13 protein-coding genes are annotated in these 17,425 nt (G+C 65.7%); 6 read left to right on the top strand and 7 right to left on the bottom strand.

The genetic code is table 11. The features are described from left to right. The first annotated feature begins 36 nt into the window (after positions 1-36). Positions 37-1,971, top strand: coding sequence for a potassium transporter Kup (locus M3A49_RS17915; protein WP_266229922.1), 1,935 nt, complete (start codon positions 37-39; stop codon positions 1,969-1,971). 21 nt (positions 1,972-1,992) lie between these two features. Here the strand turns inward: M3A49_RS17915 and M3A49_RS17910 are convergent, their stop codons facing one another. Further along, entirely contained in the window at positions 1,993-2,547 is a 555-nt protein-coding gene (locus M3A49_RS17910) for a type 1 glutamine amidotransferase domain-containing protein (RefSeq protein WP_266229921.1), read from the bottom strand. A 221-nt stretch (positions 2,548-2,768) separates the two neighbouring features. Here M3A49_RS17910 and M3A49_RS17905 point away from each other — a divergent pair, with 221 nt between their 5' ends. Further along, complete coding sequence (locus tag M3A49_RS17905; RefSeq protein WP_266229920.1) at positions 2,769-3,158, top strand: hypothetical protein; 390 nt, start codon at positions 2,769-2,771, stop codon at positions 3,156-3,158. Between the two features lie 133 nt (positions 3,159-3,291). On the opposite strand, the gene M3A49_RS17900 is transcribed toward M3A49_RS17905, so the two are convergent. Both M3A49_RS17900 and M3A49_RS17895 read right to left on the bottom strand, forming a co-directional pair. Beyond that, positions 3,292-4,596, bottom strand: a complete 1,305-nt coding sequence (locus tag M3A49_RS17900; RefSeq protein WP_266229919.1) for an MFS transporter — start codon at positions 4,594-4,596, stop codon at positions 3,292-3,294. Further along, positions 4,593-5,783, bottom strand: coding sequence for a M20 aminoacylase family protein (locus M3A49_RS17895; protein WP_266229918.1), 1,191 nt, complete (start codon positions 5,781-5,783; stop codon positions 4,593-4,595). The genes M3A49_RS17900 and M3A49_RS17895 overlap by 4 nt, the downstream gene beginning before the upstream one ends. 165 nt (positions 5,784-5,948) lie before the next feature. Between M3A49_RS17895 and M3A49_RS17890 the strand changes: the two genes are divergently transcribed. Next, entirely contained in the window at positions 5,949-6,902 is a 954-nt protein-coding gene (locus tag M3A49_RS17890) for a LysR family transcriptional regulator (protein WP_051481797.1), read from the top strand. A gap of 26 nt (positions 6,903-6,928) precedes the next feature. Here M3A49_RS17890 and M3A49_RS17885 read toward each other — a convergent pair whose 3' ends face one another. Next, positions 6,929-7,693: a GntR family transcriptional regulator gene (locus M3A49_RS17885; protein WP_266229917.1), complete on the bottom strand. Its 765-nt coding sequence runs from the start codon at positions 7,691-7,693 to the stop codon at positions 6,929-6,931. Between the two features lie 162 nt (positions 7,694-7,855). Between M3A49_RS17885 and M3A49_RS17880 the strand changes: the two genes are divergently transcribed. The 3 genes from M3A49_RS17880 (at position 7,856) to M3A49_RS17870 (ending at position 13,525) form a co-directional block, all read left to right on the top strand. After that, the gene (locus M3A49_RS17880; RefSeq protein WP_266229915.1) at positions 7,856-9,073 is read left to right on the top strand and encodes a pyridoxal-phosphate-dependent aminotransferase family protein; all 1,218 of its coding nucleotides are present in this window, start codon (positions 7,856-7,858) and stop codon (positions 9,071-9,073) included. Between the two features lie 135 nt (positions 9,074-9,208). After that, on the top strand, positions 9,209-10,495 hold the full coding sequence (locus M3A49_RS17875) for an MFS transporter (protein WP_266229914.1): 1,287 nt from the start codon (positions 9,209-9,211) through the stop codon (positions 10,493-10,495). Between the two features lie 6 nt (positions 10,496-10,501). Then, complete coding sequence (locus tag M3A49_RS17870; protein WP_266229913.1) at positions 10,502-13,525, top strand: FAD-binding and (Fe-S)-binding domain-containing protein; 3,024 nt, start codon at positions 10,502-10,504, stop codon at positions 13,523-13,525. Here M3A49_RS17870 and M3A49_RS17865 read toward each other — a convergent pair. Genes M3A49_RS17865 through M3A49_RS17855 form a run of 3 tightly spaced genes read right to left on the bottom strand, consistent with a single transcriptional unit; the run spans position 13,522 to position 17,396 of the window. After that, positions 13,522-14,616: a serine hydrolase domain-containing protein gene (locus M3A49_RS17865; protein ID WP_266229912.1), complete on the bottom strand. Its 1,095-nt coding sequence runs from the start codon at positions 14,614-14,616 to the stop codon at positions 13,522-13,524. The two genes, M3A49_RS17870 and M3A49_RS17865, sit on opposite strands and share 4 nt — an antisense overlap. Before the next feature lie 40 nt (positions 14,617-14,656). Beyond that, positions 14,657-15,967 (bottom strand): MFS transporter, encoded by a 1,311-nt coding sequence (locus M3A49_RS17860; protein WP_266229911.1) that lies wholly within the window; start codon positions 15,965-15,967, stop codon positions 14,657-14,659. A 10-nt stretch (positions 15,968-15,977) separates the two neighbouring features. Further along, positions 15,978-17,396, bottom strand: a complete 1,419-nt coding sequence (locus M3A49_RS17855) for a M20 family metallopeptidase (protein WP_266229910.1) — start codon at positions 17,394-17,396, stop codon at positions 15,978-15,980. Positions 17,397-17,425 lie beyond the last annotated feature (29 nt).

Here is a 17,425-nt window from a genome sequence, read left to right as displayed (position 1 = left end):
GCGAGAAGGCAACGCCTCCACGAACGCTGCACAGCCATGCTTCAAGAACGCCTCAACCCGCACGAAAACTCGCCGAAAGAGCAGGCGCGCAAGCAGGACGACGACTCCGGCCAGCGCGCACTGGTGCTCGGCGCGCTCGGCGTGGTGTTCGGCGACATCGGCACGAGCCCGATCTACGCGCTGCGCGAAGCCGTCCAGACGGCGGATTCCACGGCGCAGCCGGTGGTGATGGGCGTGCTCTCCATGATCCTGTGGGCGGTGCTGATCGTCGTGGTGCTCAAGTACGCCTGCTTCGTCATGCGCGCCGACAACGAAGGCGAGGGCGGCATCGTCGCGCTCACGGCGCTCGTGCGCGCCGGGTTCGCGAAGGCGGGGCGGCCCGCGCCGCGTCTGCTCGTGCTCGCGGGGCTCGTCGGCGCGGCGATGTTCTACGGAGACTCGATGATCACGCCCGCCATTTCCGTGCTCTCCGCGGTGGAAGGGCTCAAGGAAATCAATCCCGCATTCGACAGCGCCGTGCTGCCGGTTTCACTGGCGATTCTCGTGGCGCTCTTCCTGTTCCAGCCGCGCGGCACCGCCGTGGTCGGGCGCACGTTCGGGCCCGTCATGGCGCTCTGGTTTTTGAGCCTCGGTGCGGTGGGCGTTTATCACATCGTGCTCAATCCGGCGATTCTCGCCGCGACGTCGCCGGTCTGGGCCGTGCGGCTCGCGCTCGCGCATCCGGGGCTCTCGTTCGGCGTGCTCGCCGGCGTGATTCTTGCGTTGACGGGCGCCGAGGCGCTCTACGCCGACATCGGCCACTTCGGCACGCGCTCCATCCGCATTGCGTTCTTTTGTGTCGTGCTGCCCGCGATCGTCGTGGGCTATTTCGGCCAGGCCGCGACCGTGCTGTTCGAGCCGCGCGGCGCCAGCCAGCCGTTCTTTCGCTCGGTGCCGCATTGGGCGCTCATTCCGGCGGTCGGCATCGCTATGCTCGCGACCATCATCGCTTCGCAAGCGGTGATCTCCGGCGCGTTTTCAATGACGAGCCAGGCCATCGAACTAGGCTTCCTGCCGCGCATGCGCACGATCGAAACGTCGAGCACGCGGCGCGGCCAGGTTTATGTGCCGGCGGTCAACGCGGGGTTGCTCGTGGCCGTGGTGTTTCTCGTGCTGTTCTTTCGCAACTCCGAGCGGCTCACGTCCGCGTATGGGCTCGCCGTGGCGATGACGATGGTGACCACGTCGATGCAGATGCTATCCGTGTGCCGCGAAGTATGGGGCTGGCCGCGCGTCGCCACGTGGCTCGCGTGCGTGCCGCTGCTGGTCGTGGACGGCATGCTGCTCGCCGCGAACCTGCCGAAAATTCCCACGGGCGGCTGGTTCCCGGTTTCCGTGGGCGCGTTGCTGTTCATCACGATGAGTACCTGGAACCGGGGCCGCGAACTGGAGGCGCGCCATGCGGCACGCGGCGAATCGGTGGACGCCTTTTTACGTGGTATCTGCACTGCCGATCCGAAGCCGCTTCGCGTGCCGGGCACGGCCGTGTACCCGGGCAACGCACCCGGCATGACGCCGGCCGCGCTCGCGAGCAACGTGCGTCACAATCACGTCCGGCATCGTACGGTGATCGTGTTCGCCAATGTTTCGGAGTCCGCACCACAGGCGGACGATGAAACGCGCATTGAAGCGCGCGACCTCGGTGCGGGCTGCTGGGAGATCGTCGCGCATCATGGCTTTGTTGAGCGGCCCAATCTGCCGCGCCTTTTGGCATCGCTGCAAGGCAGGCTGGGCGACTGGCGTTTCGACCCGCAACAGACCACCTTCTATTTGCCGCGCGACGAGGTGCTGCGCGAGCAAGCCCAGCAGGACGTGAGCCGCTGGCGTGCGCGGCTCTTCGCGTTCATGTCGTATCACTGCACTTCGAGCGCCGAGTATTACGGTCTGGCTCCCGCGCATGTGGTCGAGCTCGGCGTACAGGTGGCGCTATGAACATGACGCCGGCCAGCGCTGTCAAGCGGTGCCAGCTGCCGCCGAAAGCGTGGAGATGATCTCCGCGTTGAAGGCGGGTAAATCGTCGGGCTTGCGGCTCGTGATGAAGTTGCCGTCGTGGACCATGGTCTTGTCGACCCACTTGCCGCCCGCATTGCGGATATCGTCCTGCAGCGAGGGCCAGCTCGTCATGGTGTGCCCCTTGACGATACCGGCCGAGACCGGCAGCCAGCCTCCATGGCAGATGACGGCAATGATCTTGTGCGCGTCGTTGGCCGCGCGCACGAACGCCTGAGCTTCCGGAATCAGGCGGATCGCGTCGCTGTTCACTACCCCGCCGGGCAACACGACCGCGTCGTAGTCATCCGCCTTCGCGCTGCCGAAAGTGCGGTCCACCTTGATCTTGCTGCCCTTTTCGACGTGACGAAAGCCCTGAATTTCACCGCTTTTCTGCGATATCACGTCCACCTGCGCCCCCGCTTCCTTCAATGCGCGGCGCGGCTCGGTAAGTTCGACTTCCTCGAATCCGTCCATGGCAAGGATTGCGACCTTGCAGTTATCGAGCATGTTGGCCATTGCGATTTCCTCCTCGATTGAGACCGTCTGAGACCGCTTGCAACCATTCTCAACTGCAGCAAGGCGGATGCCACGCGGCGCGTAGAACGCGAATCAACGCAAACGGCGCGCCGCCGGGCTCCACTTCCCGGCGGCATGGCGCTTGCGGGACAAGAGGTAGGCGTGGCGCGCCACCGGGTCGCCACGCAGTAGTTCCATCCACAACACGCAAGGAGAGCGAAATGAATGGATCGATCAAACAATTGCTGGCTGGGGTCGTCATCGCAACGTGTTCGGCAGCGGCGCTCGCGCAGAGCGCAGGCGGCGCCGGCGGAGGAGCCGGGGGAGCCGGCGGCGGTAGCAATGGCGTAGGCGCGGGCGGCGGCACGACGGGCGCGGCGGGCATCAACACGGCGCGTCCGCCGGGCAGCACCGCAGGCACCCGCTATGAGAACAGCGGCTATGGCGCGCCCGGCACCACGGCGACGGGCGGCGGCCAGGGAACGGGGACTGGCGCGGCGCCTGCGCCTGCACCGGGAACCCGCCGGACCATGCCGTATAACAATGACAATGGTTACGGCAATGGCGGGATGAACACCCAGCCTGGCGGCGGCTCGCAGGGGAGCCAGTAAAGACGGGGTACGTAGTTAAACTATATATAGTTAAACTAACTATCGAAGAATAATCGGGGAGGTAGTGAAGGGCGGGCGACGCACCCCGCGTAGCCCGCCCTTTTTCAAGGCTGCATGCTTTTCAGGCGAGCGGTCAGTCAATCGCCTTGTTGCCGGTTTCCTCGAACATCGAAACGGCGATGAGCGAAATCAGCACGCAGCCGATCATGTACCATGCGGGCGCCATCTTGTTGCCCGTCGCATGGATGAGCCAGCCGGCCACGAGCTGAGCCGTGCCGCCGAACACCGACACCGCAATCGCGTACGCGCTCGACATATAGCCTGCGCGCAGATGCTTCGGAAAGTTTTCCGGCATCAGCGCGTAAGCGGGCGCGGAGCCCATCGCATAGCAGAGCATGAGCACGACGAGCGCGGCGAGCACAACCGGCAGCGACGGAAAGTGCGTCATGAGCCAGAACGCCGGATAGAGCAGCAGGATCAGCGCGACGCGACCGATCACCGTGAGCGGCTTGCGGCGGCCCATGCGGTCCGACCACGCGCCGTAGATCGGGCACATCACGAGCGAGATCGTGCTGGACGCCACGCCCGCGAGGATCGACATTTTGGGTGGCAGTCCCAGGTACTGGATGCAGTAGGTCGGCATGTAGTACATCATCACGTAGGTCGAAACCGACATGCCCATGATCGCGAAGATCGTGAGAAACCAGTTGCGCACGTACAGGCCGCGCTTCGGATCGTCGCGGTCCGCGACCACGCGCTGCGCCGGGGGCTCTTCGCGAATGTGCCGGCGCAGATAGATGCCGACCGGCGCGATGAGTGTGCCCAGCAAGAACGGAATGCGCCAGCCCCAGCTATGCATCGTTTCCGCGGAGAGCAGAAAGCCGAGACTCGCCGCGAGGCCCGAGCCGAGCAGCGCCGCCGCGCCCTGGCTCGCGAGCTGCCAGCTCGCGCGAAAACCGCGGCTCGCCTGTCCGCCCATTTCGAGGAGGGTGGCGGTTGCCGCGCCGAACTCGCCGCCTTGCGCGAAACCCTGCACGAGGCGGGCGACGACGATCAGCAGCGGCGCGGCCAGGCCGATCTGCGCATAGGTGGGCGCAAGACCGATGGACGCGGAACCCACCGCCATCAGCAGGATGGTCAGCGTGAGCGCCGGCTTGCGGCCCGCGCGGTCCGCGTAGCGGCCGAGCACAATGCCGCCGAGCGGGCGCATCACGAAGCCCACGGCGAACACCGCGAACGCGAGCAGCAGCGACGTGACCTGGCTGTCGGCCGGAAAAAACTGATGGCCGATCGTGAGCGCGAAATAGCTATAGACCGTGAAGTCGAAGAATTCGAGCAGGTTGCCGATCACCGCCGCGAGAACGATCTTGCGCTGGTAGCCCGGCGAGAGCGGCGCTTCTTCGGCCGCTTCCAGAAGCGGTTTAGTGGCGGCGTTCATGCACGGTCCTTGCTGAGGAAGCGTTCGACGAGGCGCGTCCAGAACGCGGCGCCGATGGTCAGGTTCTCGTCGTTGAAGTCGTAGCGCGCGTTGTGCAGCATCGGCCGGCCTTCGCCATTGCCAAGGCGTACGAAGCAACCGGGCCGCTGCTGCAGGTAGTACGCGAAGTCCTCGCTGCCGGCGATCGGCGGGAACGGCGCGATGATGTGCTCTGGCCCGACCAGTTCCTCGGCGACCTGACGTGCGAATTCGGTTTCGGCTTCGCTGTTGATCAGCACGGGATAGCCGCGGATGAATTCGATGTCCACCGTCGCGCCGTAGCTTTGCGCCTGCGCTTGAACGAGGGCGCGGATGCGTGCCTCGAGCGTCGCGCGCACTTCGGGCGAGAACGAGCGCACGCTCATTTCGAGCACGGCGTCTTCGGGAATCACGTTCGGTGCGTGGCCCGAGCGGAACGCGCCGACGGTCACGACCGCGGCTTCGTTGGGATCGACGTTGCGCGACACCACCGACTGCAGGGCCATCACGATGCTGCTGCCCACGAGCACCGGGTCGACGGCCAGATGCGGGCGCGCCGCATGGCCGCCCTTGCCGTGAACGCGCAGCTTGACGGTGTCGCACGCGGCCATCAGCGGGCCGGCGCGAAAGCCGAAGGTGCCGGTGGGCACGCCCGGATGGTTGTGCAGCCCGAAGATGGCTTCGCAGGGGAAGCGCTCGAACAGGCCGTCGGCGATCATGCGCTCGGCGCCGCTGTCCGAACCGGCCTCCTCGGCGGGTTGGAAGATCAGATGGACGGTGCCGTCGAAATTGCGTGTTCTGGCGAGCTGGCGCGCCGCTCCCAGCAGCACGGTGGTGTGGCCGTCGTGGCCGCACGCGTGCATCTTGCCCGCGTGGACGCTTGCGTAGTCGAGGCCGGTCAGCTCCTGGATCGGCAGGGCGTCCATGTCGGCGCGCACGCCTACGGTGCGCGCGCTCGTGCCCGCCCTGAGCGCCGCCACGACGCCGTGGCCGCCCACGTGGCGCGTGACGTCGTAGCCCCAGGACTCGAGCTTGTCGGCGACGAAGCGCGACGTGTCGGCTTCCTCGTACGACAGCTCGGGGTGCTTGTGGAGGTGATGACGGATTTCGTCGAGTTCCGATCGGGCTTCGGCCAGGTCGGCGACTTCGCAGTAGTGGTGCTCGCTCACGGGGGACTCCTTTTATTGGAATAGGTTTTGGGCACAAGCCAAAGGCCGAGTATTGCATCGACGAAAAACTCGACCCATGACGGAAAAGCATCGAAAATGTTGACTTCAAGTCAACGGTCGATTGTCGCGGCGCAGCAAGACAACGCGCGCGAAAGGAGCGATGCAGTGCGGGGAAAGGCAGATCGGGAAGATGCGGCGCGCGGCGCGATCGACGATATCGGCGAGCGGCCGCTGCGCTATCTGGCCGAAATCGCAGCGGCAGGCGGCGTGCGCATGGCCGCCGAGGCGCTGGGCATCAACGCGTCGGTCATCAGCCGGCAGGTGGCGGCGCTGGAGCGGCGACTGCGCTTTCCGCTGATCGAGCGGCGCGGGCGCAGCGTGGCCGTGACCGAGATTGGTCAGGTGCTCGTGGACCACTATCGCGATGGGCAGCGCCGCCAGCGCGATCTGGCCGCGCGCCTGGAGGAGTACCGGCACCTGCGGCGCGGTCGCGTGGCGCTGGGCGTGGGCGAGGGCTTCATCGGCAATCTGATCGCGCGGGCGCTGCAGCGTTTTTCGATGACGTACCCGGACATTCTCGTGGAGATCCGCTCGGGGCCGACGCCGGTCGTGCTCTCGCTCGTGCGTGACGACGTCGTCGATATCGGCCTGTGCACGCGCACTTCCGACGACCCCGCCATGCGCATTCATCCGTTCGCGTCGCGGCCGCTCTGTGCGCTCGTCGCGCCCTCGCACCGCTTTGCGAAGATGCAGAAGGTGGCGCCCGCCGAACTCGCCAGCGAGCGCCTGATCTTCATGACCGAGTCGTTCGGTGTGCAGCACTTCGTGCAGTCGCTGTTCGACGACGCGCGTCTGAACGTGATGCCGGCTTATCGCGTGGATCTGTTCAACACGGCGCAGACGCTCGCGGCCGCTGGTCTTGGCGTGGCGTTCATGTCGTCGATTACGGCGCGCCGCGGCATCGATCTGGGCGAGTTGGTGGCCGTGCCGATCGATCATCCGATCGCGGCGGGCTTTTCGAGCCAGATGGTCACGCGCGTGGGCCGCCGGCTCTCGCCCGCCGCCGATCACCTGAGGAAGCAGCTTGCGCAGAGTTTTCTGGAGTCGGCAGCGAAGTAGTCGGCAGACGTTGCGCGCGCAACGAGTCAGTTGCCGGCGTCCTGCACCGGCGGCGTATCCCCGATCCGCAACACCGCATCGCGCTTGGCGAGCAAATGCTGCCGCAGTATCGCCGCGAGCCGCTTGCCGTCGCGCGCGTCCAGCGCCTCCAGCATTTCGCCATGTTCATGGATCGCGCGGTCCCACTTGGGCGTTTCGAAGTTCGAGCGAAACCGCAGCGCCTGCAAACGGCGATTCACCGCGATATACGTTTGCCGCAGCGCCGAATTGCGCGCCGCTTCGTTGATCTTGTCGTGAATCGCCTGATTGCGGCTGTAGTAACCGGCCAGATCGTTCTGCGCGCGGCAGGCAAGCATGGCGTAGTGCAGCGCCTTGATCTCGGCGATCTCGGCCGCGGTGATCCGCTCGCAAGCCAGCTCGCCTGAAAACGCTTCGAGCCCGCTCATGAGTTCGAAGGTCTCGCGCAGCTCCGCCTCCGACATCTTCGAGACCGAGGCGCCGCGATTCGGCGAAATCTCGATCAGCCCTTCGGACGCGAGCACCTTCAGCGCCTCGCGCAGCGGCGTGCGCGAAATGCCCAGCGTTTCGCACAGCTCGCGTTCGTTGAGCTTGCGCCCAGCCTCGAGCACGCCTTCCACGATGAACCGTCGCAGATGGTCGACGACGGTGTCATGGAGTTGCTGGCGCGGAATGGGCGGCAGCTCCGGGCTAACTACCGGGCTAACTACCGGGCTAACTACCGGGCTAACTACCGGGCTAACGACAGAGGGGTTCAGGTTCGGGTTTTGCATGCAAAAGGCATTTCCATCGATTTCCAGCGAATTCTAGCCCAAGGACAGGACCCCAAAGAAGCAAGTTGTGATTGGGGTAAACCACGTCAGAATTGTCTGTCTGCACATGAGCTGGCTGGATTATAGTTTTTTGAATGCAAAATTCAAAACAGGAGCGATTGCATGTTGAAGCTCGATTTCCATCCCGCTGGTCGCCACTTCCTGCAGATTCCCGGGCCGAGCCCGGTACCCGATCGCATCCTGCATGCGATGAGCTATCCGACCATCGACCATCGCGGCCCCGAGTTCGGCGTGCTCGGGCTCAAGGTGCTGGAAGGCATCAAGAAGATCTTCAAGACGCAGCAGCCAGTGGTGATCTACCCGGCCTCCGGCACCGGCGCGTGGGAAGCCGCGCTCACCAACACGCTGAGCCCCGGCGACACGGTGCTGATGTACGAAACGGGCCATTTCGCGACGTTATGGAAGCAGATGGCCGAGCGCCTTGGCCTGAAGCCGGAATTTCTCGGCCTGCCCGGCATCGAAGGCTGGCGGCGCGGCGTGCAGGCCGACATGATCGAAAAGCGGCTGCGCGAGGACGCGCAGCACGCCATCAAGGCGGTGTGCGTCGTGCATAACGAGACCTCGACCGGCGTGACCTCCGACATCGCCGCGGTGCGCCGCGCGATCGACGCCGCCGGTCACCCGGCGCTGCTGCTCGTGGACACGATTTCGGGTCTGGCCAGCGCTGACTATCGCCACGACGAATGGGGCGTGGACGTGACCGTCTCCGGCTCGCAGAAGGGTCTCATGCTGCCGCCGGGCATCAGCTTCAACGCCGTTTCGGCGAAGGCGCTGGCCGCGAGCGAGCAGGCAAAGCTGCCGCGCAGCTTCTGGGGCTGGGCCGAGATCATCGAGATGAACAAGAGCGGCTACTGGCCGTACACGCCCAACACGAACCTGCTCTACGGCCTTTCCGAGGCGCTCGACATGCTGCTGGACGAAGGGCTGGACAACGTGTTCGCGCGGCATCAGCGGCTGGGCGAGGCGTGCCGGCGCGCGGTGCGCGCATGGGGCCTCGAGATCCAGTGCGCCGATGCCGCCGTCTACAGTCCCGTGCTCACGGGCGTGATGGTGCCCGAAGGCGTGGATGCGGATGCGGTGCGCAAGATCATCTACGAGCGCTTCGATCTTTCGCTCGGCACGGGCCTCGGCAAGGTCAAGGGGCGCATGTTCCGCATCGGGCATCTGGGCGACTGCAACGACCTCACGCTGCTGGCGGCATTGGCCGGCTGCGAGATGGGTCTGCGCGTCGCGGGCGTGCCCTTGAAGGACAGCGGCTTGCCCGCCGCGATGGAATATCTCGCGGCACAACCCAACGTGGTGTCGCTGATAGCCGCCTGAAACCAGCGCTTTTGCACTTGCGGCGCACGGGGCGCGGCATCCAGGCCGATTCCAGGTGATGCCAGGACGTTCCCATGCCGGACGCCACTTCGAGAAGGGCGATGCGGCCGATAGAACCAGCAACGGAGACAGACGATGAAACGGTATCGATTGACGAGCGCGAGCAGCATCGTGCTGATCATGCTCTGCGTCATGTACTTCATCACCTACCTCGACCGGGTGAACGTGAGCACGGCGGCGGCGGGCTTCGGCAAGGAGTTCCAGCTATCGCATACCGAGGTGGGGCTGGTCTTCTCGGCGTTTGCGTATCCGTATCTGCTGTTTCAGATCATCGGCGGCTGGGTGAGCGACCGCTTCGGCGCGCGCTGCACGCTGCTTTTCTGCGGCGCGTTGTGGGGTGTGGCGACGATTCTCACGGGCATGGCGGGAGGCCTGGTCACGCTGCTCGCCGCGCGCCTCTTGCTCGGCTTCGGCGAGGGCGCGACGTTTCCCGCCTCGACCTCGGCCATGTCGCGCTGGGTCGCCAAAGAGCGGCGCGGCTTCGCGCAAGGCATCACGCACTCCGCGTCGCGCATCGGCAATGCGGTGGCGCCCGCGGTTGTCGTGCTGGTGATGGCGCGCTACGGCTGGCGCGAATCGTTCTACGTTTGCGGCGCGCTCAGCTTGCTGTGGGTGGTGGTGTGGGCGTTCACGTTCACCGAACACCCGAAGGATCACCCGCGCATCACCGAGGCCGAACTCGCGATCCTGCCGCCGCCCAAGCCACGCGTAACAGGCCTGCCGTGGATGGCGCTCTTCAGGCGCATGCTTCCGGTGACGATCGTCTACTTCTGCTACGGCTGGACGCTGTGGCTTTTCCTTAGCTGGATTCCGCAATACTTCCTGCACAACTATCACCTCCAGTTGGGCAAGTCGGCGATCTTCGCCTCCGTGGTGTTCCTTGCGGGCGTGGTGGGCGACACGCTCGGCGGCCTCGTGACCGACTGGCTCTTTCAGCGCACGGGCAACCTCAAGCGCGCGCGCAGCTGGATGGTCTCCGTGTGCATGCTGATCACGCTGATCGTGCTCGTGCCGCTGATGTTCGTGCACGATCCCGTCATTTCCATGGCCTGCCTCGCGGCGGGTTTCTTCTTCGCCGAAATGACGATCGGGCCGATGTGGGCGATTCCCATGGATATCGCCCCGGAGTTCTCGGGCACGGCGAGCGGCATGATGAACACGGGCTCGGCGCTGGCTGCGATCATCTCGCCCGTGGCGGGCGGCTTTCTGATCGACCGCTTCGGCAACTGGGACCTGCCGTTCGTGGGCAGCATGATACTGATGGGGTGCGGCGTGATTCTCGCGTTCCGCATGCAGCCGGACAGCCGCTTCGAGCTGGGCAAGAAGGCCGACGAACCCGCAGGTTCTCATCAGGGAGTGTGAACGGCGATGGAAGGCGCACGCACCTCGGGCATGCTGGTCAAGCCGGTTCATCTTGTTCCCTCGAGCGAGGGCCACGGCTCGCCGCTCGCGCGGCGCCTGCGTGAAGCCCTGCGCGGCGACGTGTTTTTCGACGCCGCGAGCCGCGGCCGTTACGCGACCGACGCCTCGATCTATCAGATCATGCCCATCGGCGTGGTCGTGCCGCGCGATCAGGACGATTTGCGCGCCGCGCTGGAAGTGGCGCGCCTCGCGCATGCCCCCGTGCTGGCGCGCGGCGCGGGTACGAGCCAGTGCGGGCAGACGGTGGCCGAAGCGCTCGTGATCGACACGTCGAAGTGGCTCAACAACATCGTCGATTTCGACGCCGCTGCGCGCACGGTGACGGTCGAGCCGGGCGTCGTGCTCGATCATCTGAACGCATGGCTCAAACCGCACGGATTGTGGTTTCCCGTGGACGTCTCGACGGCCGCGCAGTGCACGATCGGCGGCATGGCGGGCAACAACTCGTGCGGCTCGCGTTCGATCGAATACGGCAACATGGTGCACAACGTGCTCGGCATCGACGCGATTCTCGCGGACGGCAGCGAAGCGCGCTTCCAGTCGCTGAACCTCCCGCACGAAGGCGCGCGGCTCGCGGCGCTGCTCGAAGGCGTGCAGCGCATCGCCACGCGCGAGCGCGGCGAGATCGCCGAACGCATGCCGAAGGTGCTGCGCCGCGTGGCCGGCTACAACATCGACCTGTTCGATTGCCAGAACCCGCTCGCCTATACCGACGACGGCGTGGCGAATCTCGCGCACCTGCTGGTGGGCTCCGAAGGCACGCTCGCGTTCAGCCGGCAGATCACGCTGAAGCTCGCGCCGCTTCCCGCGCATAAAACGCTGGGCGTGGTGAGCTTTCCCACCTTCCGGCAGGCGATGGACTCGGCGCAGCACATCGTCAAGCTCAAGCCGACGGCGGTCGAACTGGTCGATCGCACGATGATCGAGCTTGCGCTCGGCAACCCGGGCTTCAAGCCGGTGATCGAGAAGGCGCTGGTGGGCAGACCCGATGCGATCCTGCTGGTCGAATTCGCGGGCGACGAGCGTGACGCCCAGGTGCGCCGCCTCGATGAACTGGTCGAGCTGATGGGCGACCTCGGCCTTGCGGACTCGGTCATGAAAATGACCGATGCGAACGAGCAAAAGGCGCTGTGGGAAGTGCGCAAGGCGGGCCTGAACATCATGATGAGCATGAAGGGCGACGGCAAGCCCGTCTCGTTCATCGAGGACTGCGCCGTGCCGCTCGAACATCTCGCGGAGTATACGAGCCGCCTGACCGACATCTTCCATCAGCATGGCACCGAAGGCACGTGGTACGCGCACGCGAGCGTCGGCACGCTGCACGTGCGGCCGATACTCGACATGCGCCGCGACGGCGCGGCGAAAATGCGCGCGATAGGGGAACAGGCTGCGGAACTGGTGCGCGAGTACAAGGGCGCGTTTTCGGGCGAGCATGGCGACGGTCTGTGCCGAGGCGAATGGATTGCCTGGCAGTACGGACCGAAGATCAACGCCGCATTCTCGGAAATCAAGCAGCTGTTCGACCCCGAGAACCGCTTCAATCCCGACAAGATCGTGCGGCCGCCGAAGATGGACGACGCGAAGCTGTTCCGCTTCGCGCCGGGCTATCGCGAGCGCCAGATGCGACCGATGCTCGACTGGTCGGCGTGGGACGTGGGCCGCGATCCGCTAACGGGTGTGGAAACGCCGCCCGGTAGCGGCGACGACCTGACTGGCGGCCTCGCGAAAGCCGTGGAAATGTGCAACAACAACGGCCACTGCCGCAAGTTCGACGCGGGCACGATGTGCCCGAGCTACCGCGTGACGAAAGACGAGAAGCACGTGACGCGTGGCCGCGCGAATACGTTGCGGCTCGCGATTTCGGGGCAGCTGGGCGAGGACGGACTCGCGAGCGACGACGTGAAGGACACGCTCGACCTGTGCGTATCGTGCAAGGGCTGCAAGCGCGACTGTCCGACCGGCGTGGACATGGCGAAGCTGAAGATCGAGGCGCGCGCCGCCTGGAACACGAAGCACGGCCTCAAGCTGCGCGAGAAGATGATTGCGTTTTTGCCGCGCTATGCGCGTCGCGCGGCGCAAGCCGGCGGCCTGGCGGCGGCGGGCGAGCGCATCCCCGTGGTCTCCGCGTGGGCGAAGCGCGTGCTGGGCATCGCGCCGCAACGCTCGTTGCCGCAGTTCCGGCCTTCGTTCCTTGCGGGGGTTGCGGCCGCAAAGCGGGACGCAGCCGCGGCAACGAAAGAAGTGGTGCTGTTCGTCGACACCTTCAACGACAACTTCGAGCCTGAAAACGCCCGCGCCGCGCAACGCGTGCTCGAAGCGGCCGGCTATTTCGTGCACTTCAACGTGCGCGGCGAAGAGCGACCGCTATGCTGCGGTCGCACGTTCCTCGCAGCCGGACTGGTGGACTTGGCGAAGCGCGAGGCGCGGCGCCTGCTCGATACGCTCATGCCGTTCGTGGCGCGCGGCGTGTCGATCGTCGGGCTCGAACCTTCGTGCCTGCTCTCGATGCGTGACGAATTCCTGCAATACGGCTACGGCGACGAAGCGCGCGAGCTGTCGGCCGCGGCGTTCCTGTTCGAGGAATTCCTCGTGCGCGAGAAAAGCGCGGGCCGCTTCGACCTGGCCTTCCACGAACTCGACGCGCCGCGCGCGTGGGTGCACGGCCACTGCCACCAGAAAGCGTTCGACGCCTTCCGGCCCGTGCTCACGGTGCTGGGCTGGATTCCGGGCCTCGAGGTGAAGCCGATCGAATCGTCATGCTGCGGGATGGCGGGCAGCTTCGGCTACGAAGCGGAGCACTACGAAGCCTCGATGGCGATGGCCGAGCTTGCGCTGTTGCCCGCCGTGCGCAAGGCGGATCGCGCCGATCTCGTCGTGGCGGACGGCACGAGTTGCCGCCACCAGATCCACGACGGCGCAAACGCCACGGCGCTGCACGTGGCGCGGGTGCTGGACATGGCGATGCGCTAGGTCGCCAGCGTGCTCGTGCCCTGGCGTGCGCACACGGCATCCAGGGCGTGCAGCATCTTGCCGAAGAACGCATCGGCGAATTGCGAATCGAGCCAGCGCACGATCAACGCGATCTTGCGCTCGGGCTCGATCCACATGAACGAACTGCCCGCGCCAACGCCAAACCAGCTTGACTCGGGCACGCCCGGAAACATGCGCCGCCCAGTGTTGAGCCAGACCAGCGAGCCGTAAAACGGCGCGAGCGGGCAGGGCGTGCGCATGCGCGCGATCCATTCGCTCGACAGCACTCGGTGGCCCGAAGCTAAGCCATCGTCGAGCAGCATTTGCGCGACCTTCAACTGGTCGTTTGCGCTCACCGACATGCCGCCGCCCCAGTGCGAGCCGCCCGGCACCGACTGCACGCGTCTGCCGCCCTGGTCGATCCACGCGTCGTCGTAACCGACCCATTGCCAGTTCTCGCTCGCGCCAACGGGCCTCATGATCGTCTCGCGAAATACTTCGGGTAACGAACGACCGAACAGACGCAGGAGGGCGAACGAAAGCTGGTTGATGCGCACGTCGTTGTATTCCCAATACGTGCCGGGCGCACGCAACGGGCGCAAGTCGCCCTTTTTCCCGTCGGGCGGCTCGCCGAACGTGACGGCGCGATAGTGATCGGCCTGATCGGAAAGGCCGAAGCACTTGCCTTGCCATTCGCTCGTCTGTTGCAGCAGATGCATCCACGTGACCCGCGCATTGTGGTCATCGTCGAAGCCGATGCCCGGCACGCGCACGTGGACGGGCTCGTCGGGATCGGGCAGCAGGCCGCGGTCGTGCGCCACGCCGGCGAGCAGCGCCAGATACGTCTTCGCGATGCTGAAGGTCAGATCGGGCCGATCGGGCTCGCCCCATTGCGCGAGCGGGCGCCCGTTCACGGCGACGGCGCCGGACACCGGGCCGCGATCGTGAATGGGGCCCAGCAAGCGGTTCCACGGCGGCGGGTCGTTCACGTGCACGCCGAAGTTGCCGTCGGCGTTACGGTCCCATGCCGATTCGTGATCGACGGAAAACTGAATGGCGTCCTGAACTTCCTGCGGCAAATCGTGTTGCATACGTGCGTGTTTCCTGTTGGTGTTCCTGTACGGCGCCGTTTCAACGGGCGCCGAGGCGTACGCTCGCCCAGATCAGCGTAGCGAGGCTCAACACGGCCGCGAACATCAGCCAGAGCCCCGGCGCGAGATTGTTGCCCGTCGCCGCAATGATCGAGGCCACGGCCAGCGGCGTGAAGCCGCCGAATACGGTCGTGCCGACGTTATAGGCGAGCGCCATGCCCGTGGTGCGCGTGCGCGTGGGGAAGAAGCTGGCCATGAGCGCCGGAATCGAGGCGAAATAGGTCACCTTCAGCACCGCGATCCAGACCACGGCGGCCAGTAGCGAGGGCAGCGAAGGATGGGTGGTGACGAACATGAACGCGGGATAGATGGTGAGCAGGAACAGCACGCCCGCCACGAACATGATGCGCGTGCGGCCCACCTTGTCCGACCAGTGGCCCACGATCGGCGTGAGCACGATGGCGATCAGGCCGGCCACGAGCGTGGCGATGAAACCCGACGAAGGTGCGAGGCCGAGCTGCCGCGCCGCATAAGTCGGCATGTAGAGCAGCACGTATTGGGCCGACGTGGTCAGGATCAGCACGCCGATCGATGCGATCACGCGCGCCTTCTGCGTGGCAAACAGTTCGCGCACGGGCGACTCGGCTTTTTCGATGCGCTCGAATTCGGGCGTTTCGTCCACGCGTCTGCGGATATAAAGACCCACGGGACCAATCAGCACACCGAACAGGAATGGAATGCGCCAGCCCCAGCCTTCGAGCTGCGGCTGCGTGAGCATGCCCGTCAGCACTGCACCGAACAAGGAGACGAGCAGCGTGCTCGCGCCCTGGCTCGAGAACTGCCAGCTCGACATGAAACCGCTGCGCTGCGGCGCATGCTCGATCAGGAAGGCGGTGGAACTGCCGAACTCGCCGCCCGCCGAAAAGCCCTGCAGAAGACGCGAGGCAAAAATGCCGATGGGCGCGAGGATGCCGATGGTCGCGTAGGTGGGCATCAGCGCGACCATGCCGGTGCCGATCGTCATCATCGCAATCGAGAGCGTGAGCGACGCCTTGCGGCCCTTGCGGTCGCTGTATGAGCCGAGTACGAGTGCGCCGACCGGCCGCGCGAGGTACGAAAGCGCGAACGTGCCGAGCGTGAGCAGCAGCGACATCGTTGCGTTGTGAACGGGGAAGAAGAGCTTGGAGAGCGTCGAGGCGAAGTAGCCGTACGCCAGCAGATCGTAGAACTCGAGCGCGTTGCCAATCGACGTCGCGAGGATGAGCCGTTTGACGTTCTTGCCTGAAGTGCTTTGAGCGGGCTCTGACCAGGGCTCGCTGCCGTGATGCGCGGGTAGGGAATCGATGCTCATTGGGACGTCCTCATGCGAGCGTTGTCGGATGCGGTGCTGGATTGGACGCGCCGGCCTCTCTTGCGCCGAGGTCCCAGAAGAGGCCAGCCATGATGCGCAGCCCGTCGCGCACGACCGGGCCGAGCAGGTGCTCGTTCGGCGCGTGCTGCGAGCAGCCAGGATACGAGTGCGGCACCCAGAGCGTGGGCATGCCGAGCACTTCGGCGAATACGTCGTTGGGCAACGTGCCGCCCAGGTTCGGCAGCAGCACGGGGTCGGCTCCCGTGGTCTCGCGCAGCGAGCGCAGCGCCCACTGCACCCAGGCGTTGTCGGGATCGACACGGGTGGCCGGCGCGCCGCGTTCCACTTCGAGTTCGATCATCTCGAAGCCGTGCGCGTCGAGGTGCGCGCGCACGATCGGTTCGAGGTTCTGCCAGTTCGTGCCCACGACGAAGCGGATCTGCATGTAGGCGATAGCGTGCGGCGGAATTGCGTTCACGGGTTTCTCGGGGTTGCCCGTGCGGAACGCAAGCACTTCCAGATTGTTCCAGCCGAACACGCGCTCGGTTGGCGTGAAGCCCGGCTCGCCGTAGTCGCGATCGACCTCGGGCTCGCCTGGATTGCCGCCCACGCGAATATCGGCGAGCGCGCGGCGCACGGCTTCCGGAATCGGCGGCGGCCGCAGGCCTTCTACGAGGATCTTGCCGTGCGCGTCGACCATCGAGGCGATCGCGTTCGCGAGCACGACGCCCGGATTGCGCAGCAGGCCGCCCCAGTTGCCCGAATGATGGCTGCCTTCGCGCAGCGTGAGTTCGAGCTTGAAATTGACGAGGCCGCGCGAGCCGAGAAAGATCGTCGGGCGGTGCGCACTGAGGCGCGGGCCGTCGGAGGCGATCAGCACGTCGGCGGTGAGTTCGTCGCGCAACCGCATGCACAGTTCGTGCAAGCCCGGCGAGCCGACTTCCTCGCCCGTTTCGAACAGCAGCTTGAGGTTGAAGCCGAGCCGGCCGCCGCGCGCGTCGAGCACGGCCTCGAGTGCCGCGAGGTTGATGCTGTGCTGGCCTTTGTTGTCGGCGGTGCCGCGGCCGTACCAGCGCTCGCCGTCGACGGTCACATCCCACGGCGTGAGGCCCGCGCGCCACTGCGCGTCGTAGCCGCGCACCACGTCGCCGTGGCCGTAGCTGAGCACGGTGGGCAGCGCGTCGTCTTCGTGGCGATGGGCAATCAGGAAGGGGCCCGCGCCTTTGGCGGGATTCTCGACGACCCGGCAGGTGAAACCCCATTGGGTGAGCAGCGGCGTGAGCTCCTCGTCCAGATAGCTGCGCAAACGGCCGGCGCTCTCCGGCTCCTGGCTCTCGGTGCGAAACGCCACGCGGCGGCGCAGATCGTTCAGGAAGCGGCCTGAATCGTATTGAGCGGCTGCGGTTTGAATGGCGGTGTCACGGGTCAACGCGCGTCTCCCTCTATTTAAGGCCGTCT

Source organism: Paraburkholderia sp. CNPSo 3076 (assembly GCF_026343935.1).
GTDB lineage: Bacteria > Pseudomonadota > Gammaproteobacteria > Burkholderiales > Burkholderiaceae > Paraburkholderia > Paraburkholderia nodosa.
Note: the sequence above shows the minus strand (reverse complement) of the source record. Positions and strands in the feature narration are given on the sequence as shown.

Excerpts from the sequence above, each read along its gene's own strand:
- M3A49_RS17915 (WP_266229922.1), top strand. The coding sequence starts at position 37 with ATGCTTCAAGAACGCCTCAACCCGCACGAAAACTCGCCGAAAGAGCAG.
- M3A49_RS17910 (WP_266229921.1), bottom strand. The coding sequence starts at position 2,547 with ATGGCCAACATGCTCGATAACTGCAAGGTCGCAATCCTTGCCATGGAC.
- M3A49_RS17905 (WP_266229920.1), top strand. The coding sequence starts at position 2,769 with ATGAATGGATCGATCAAACAATTGCTGGCTGGGGTCGTCATCGCAACG.
- M3A49_RS17900 (WP_266229919.1), bottom strand. The coding sequence starts at position 4,596 with ATGAACGCCGCCACTAAACCGCTTCTGGAAGCGGCCGAAGAAGCGCCG.
- M3A49_RS17885 (WP_266229917.1), bottom strand. The coding sequence starts at position 7,693 with ATGCAAAACCCGAACCTGAACCCCTCTGTCGTTAGCCCGGTAGTTAGC.
- M3A49_RS17880 (WP_266229915.1), top strand. The coding sequence starts at position 7,856 with ATGTTGAAGCTCGATTTCCATCCCGCTGGTCGCCACTTCCTGCAGATT.
- M3A49_RS17875 (WP_266229914.1), top strand. The coding sequence starts at position 9,209 with ATGAAACGGTATCGATTGACGAGCGCGAGCAGCATCGTGCTGATCATG.
- M3A49_RS17870 (WP_266229913.1), top strand. The coding sequence starts at position 10,502 with ATGGAAGGCGCACGCACCTCGGGCATGCTGGTCAAGCCGGTTCATCTT.
- M3A49_RS17865 (WP_266229912.1), bottom strand. The coding sequence starts at position 14,616 with ATGCAACACGATTTGCCGCAGGAAGTTCAGGACGCCATTCAGTTTTCC.
- M3A49_RS17860 (WP_266229911.1), bottom strand. The coding sequence starts at position 15,967 with ATGAGCATCGATTCCCTACCCGCGCATCACGGCAGCGAGCCCTGGTCA.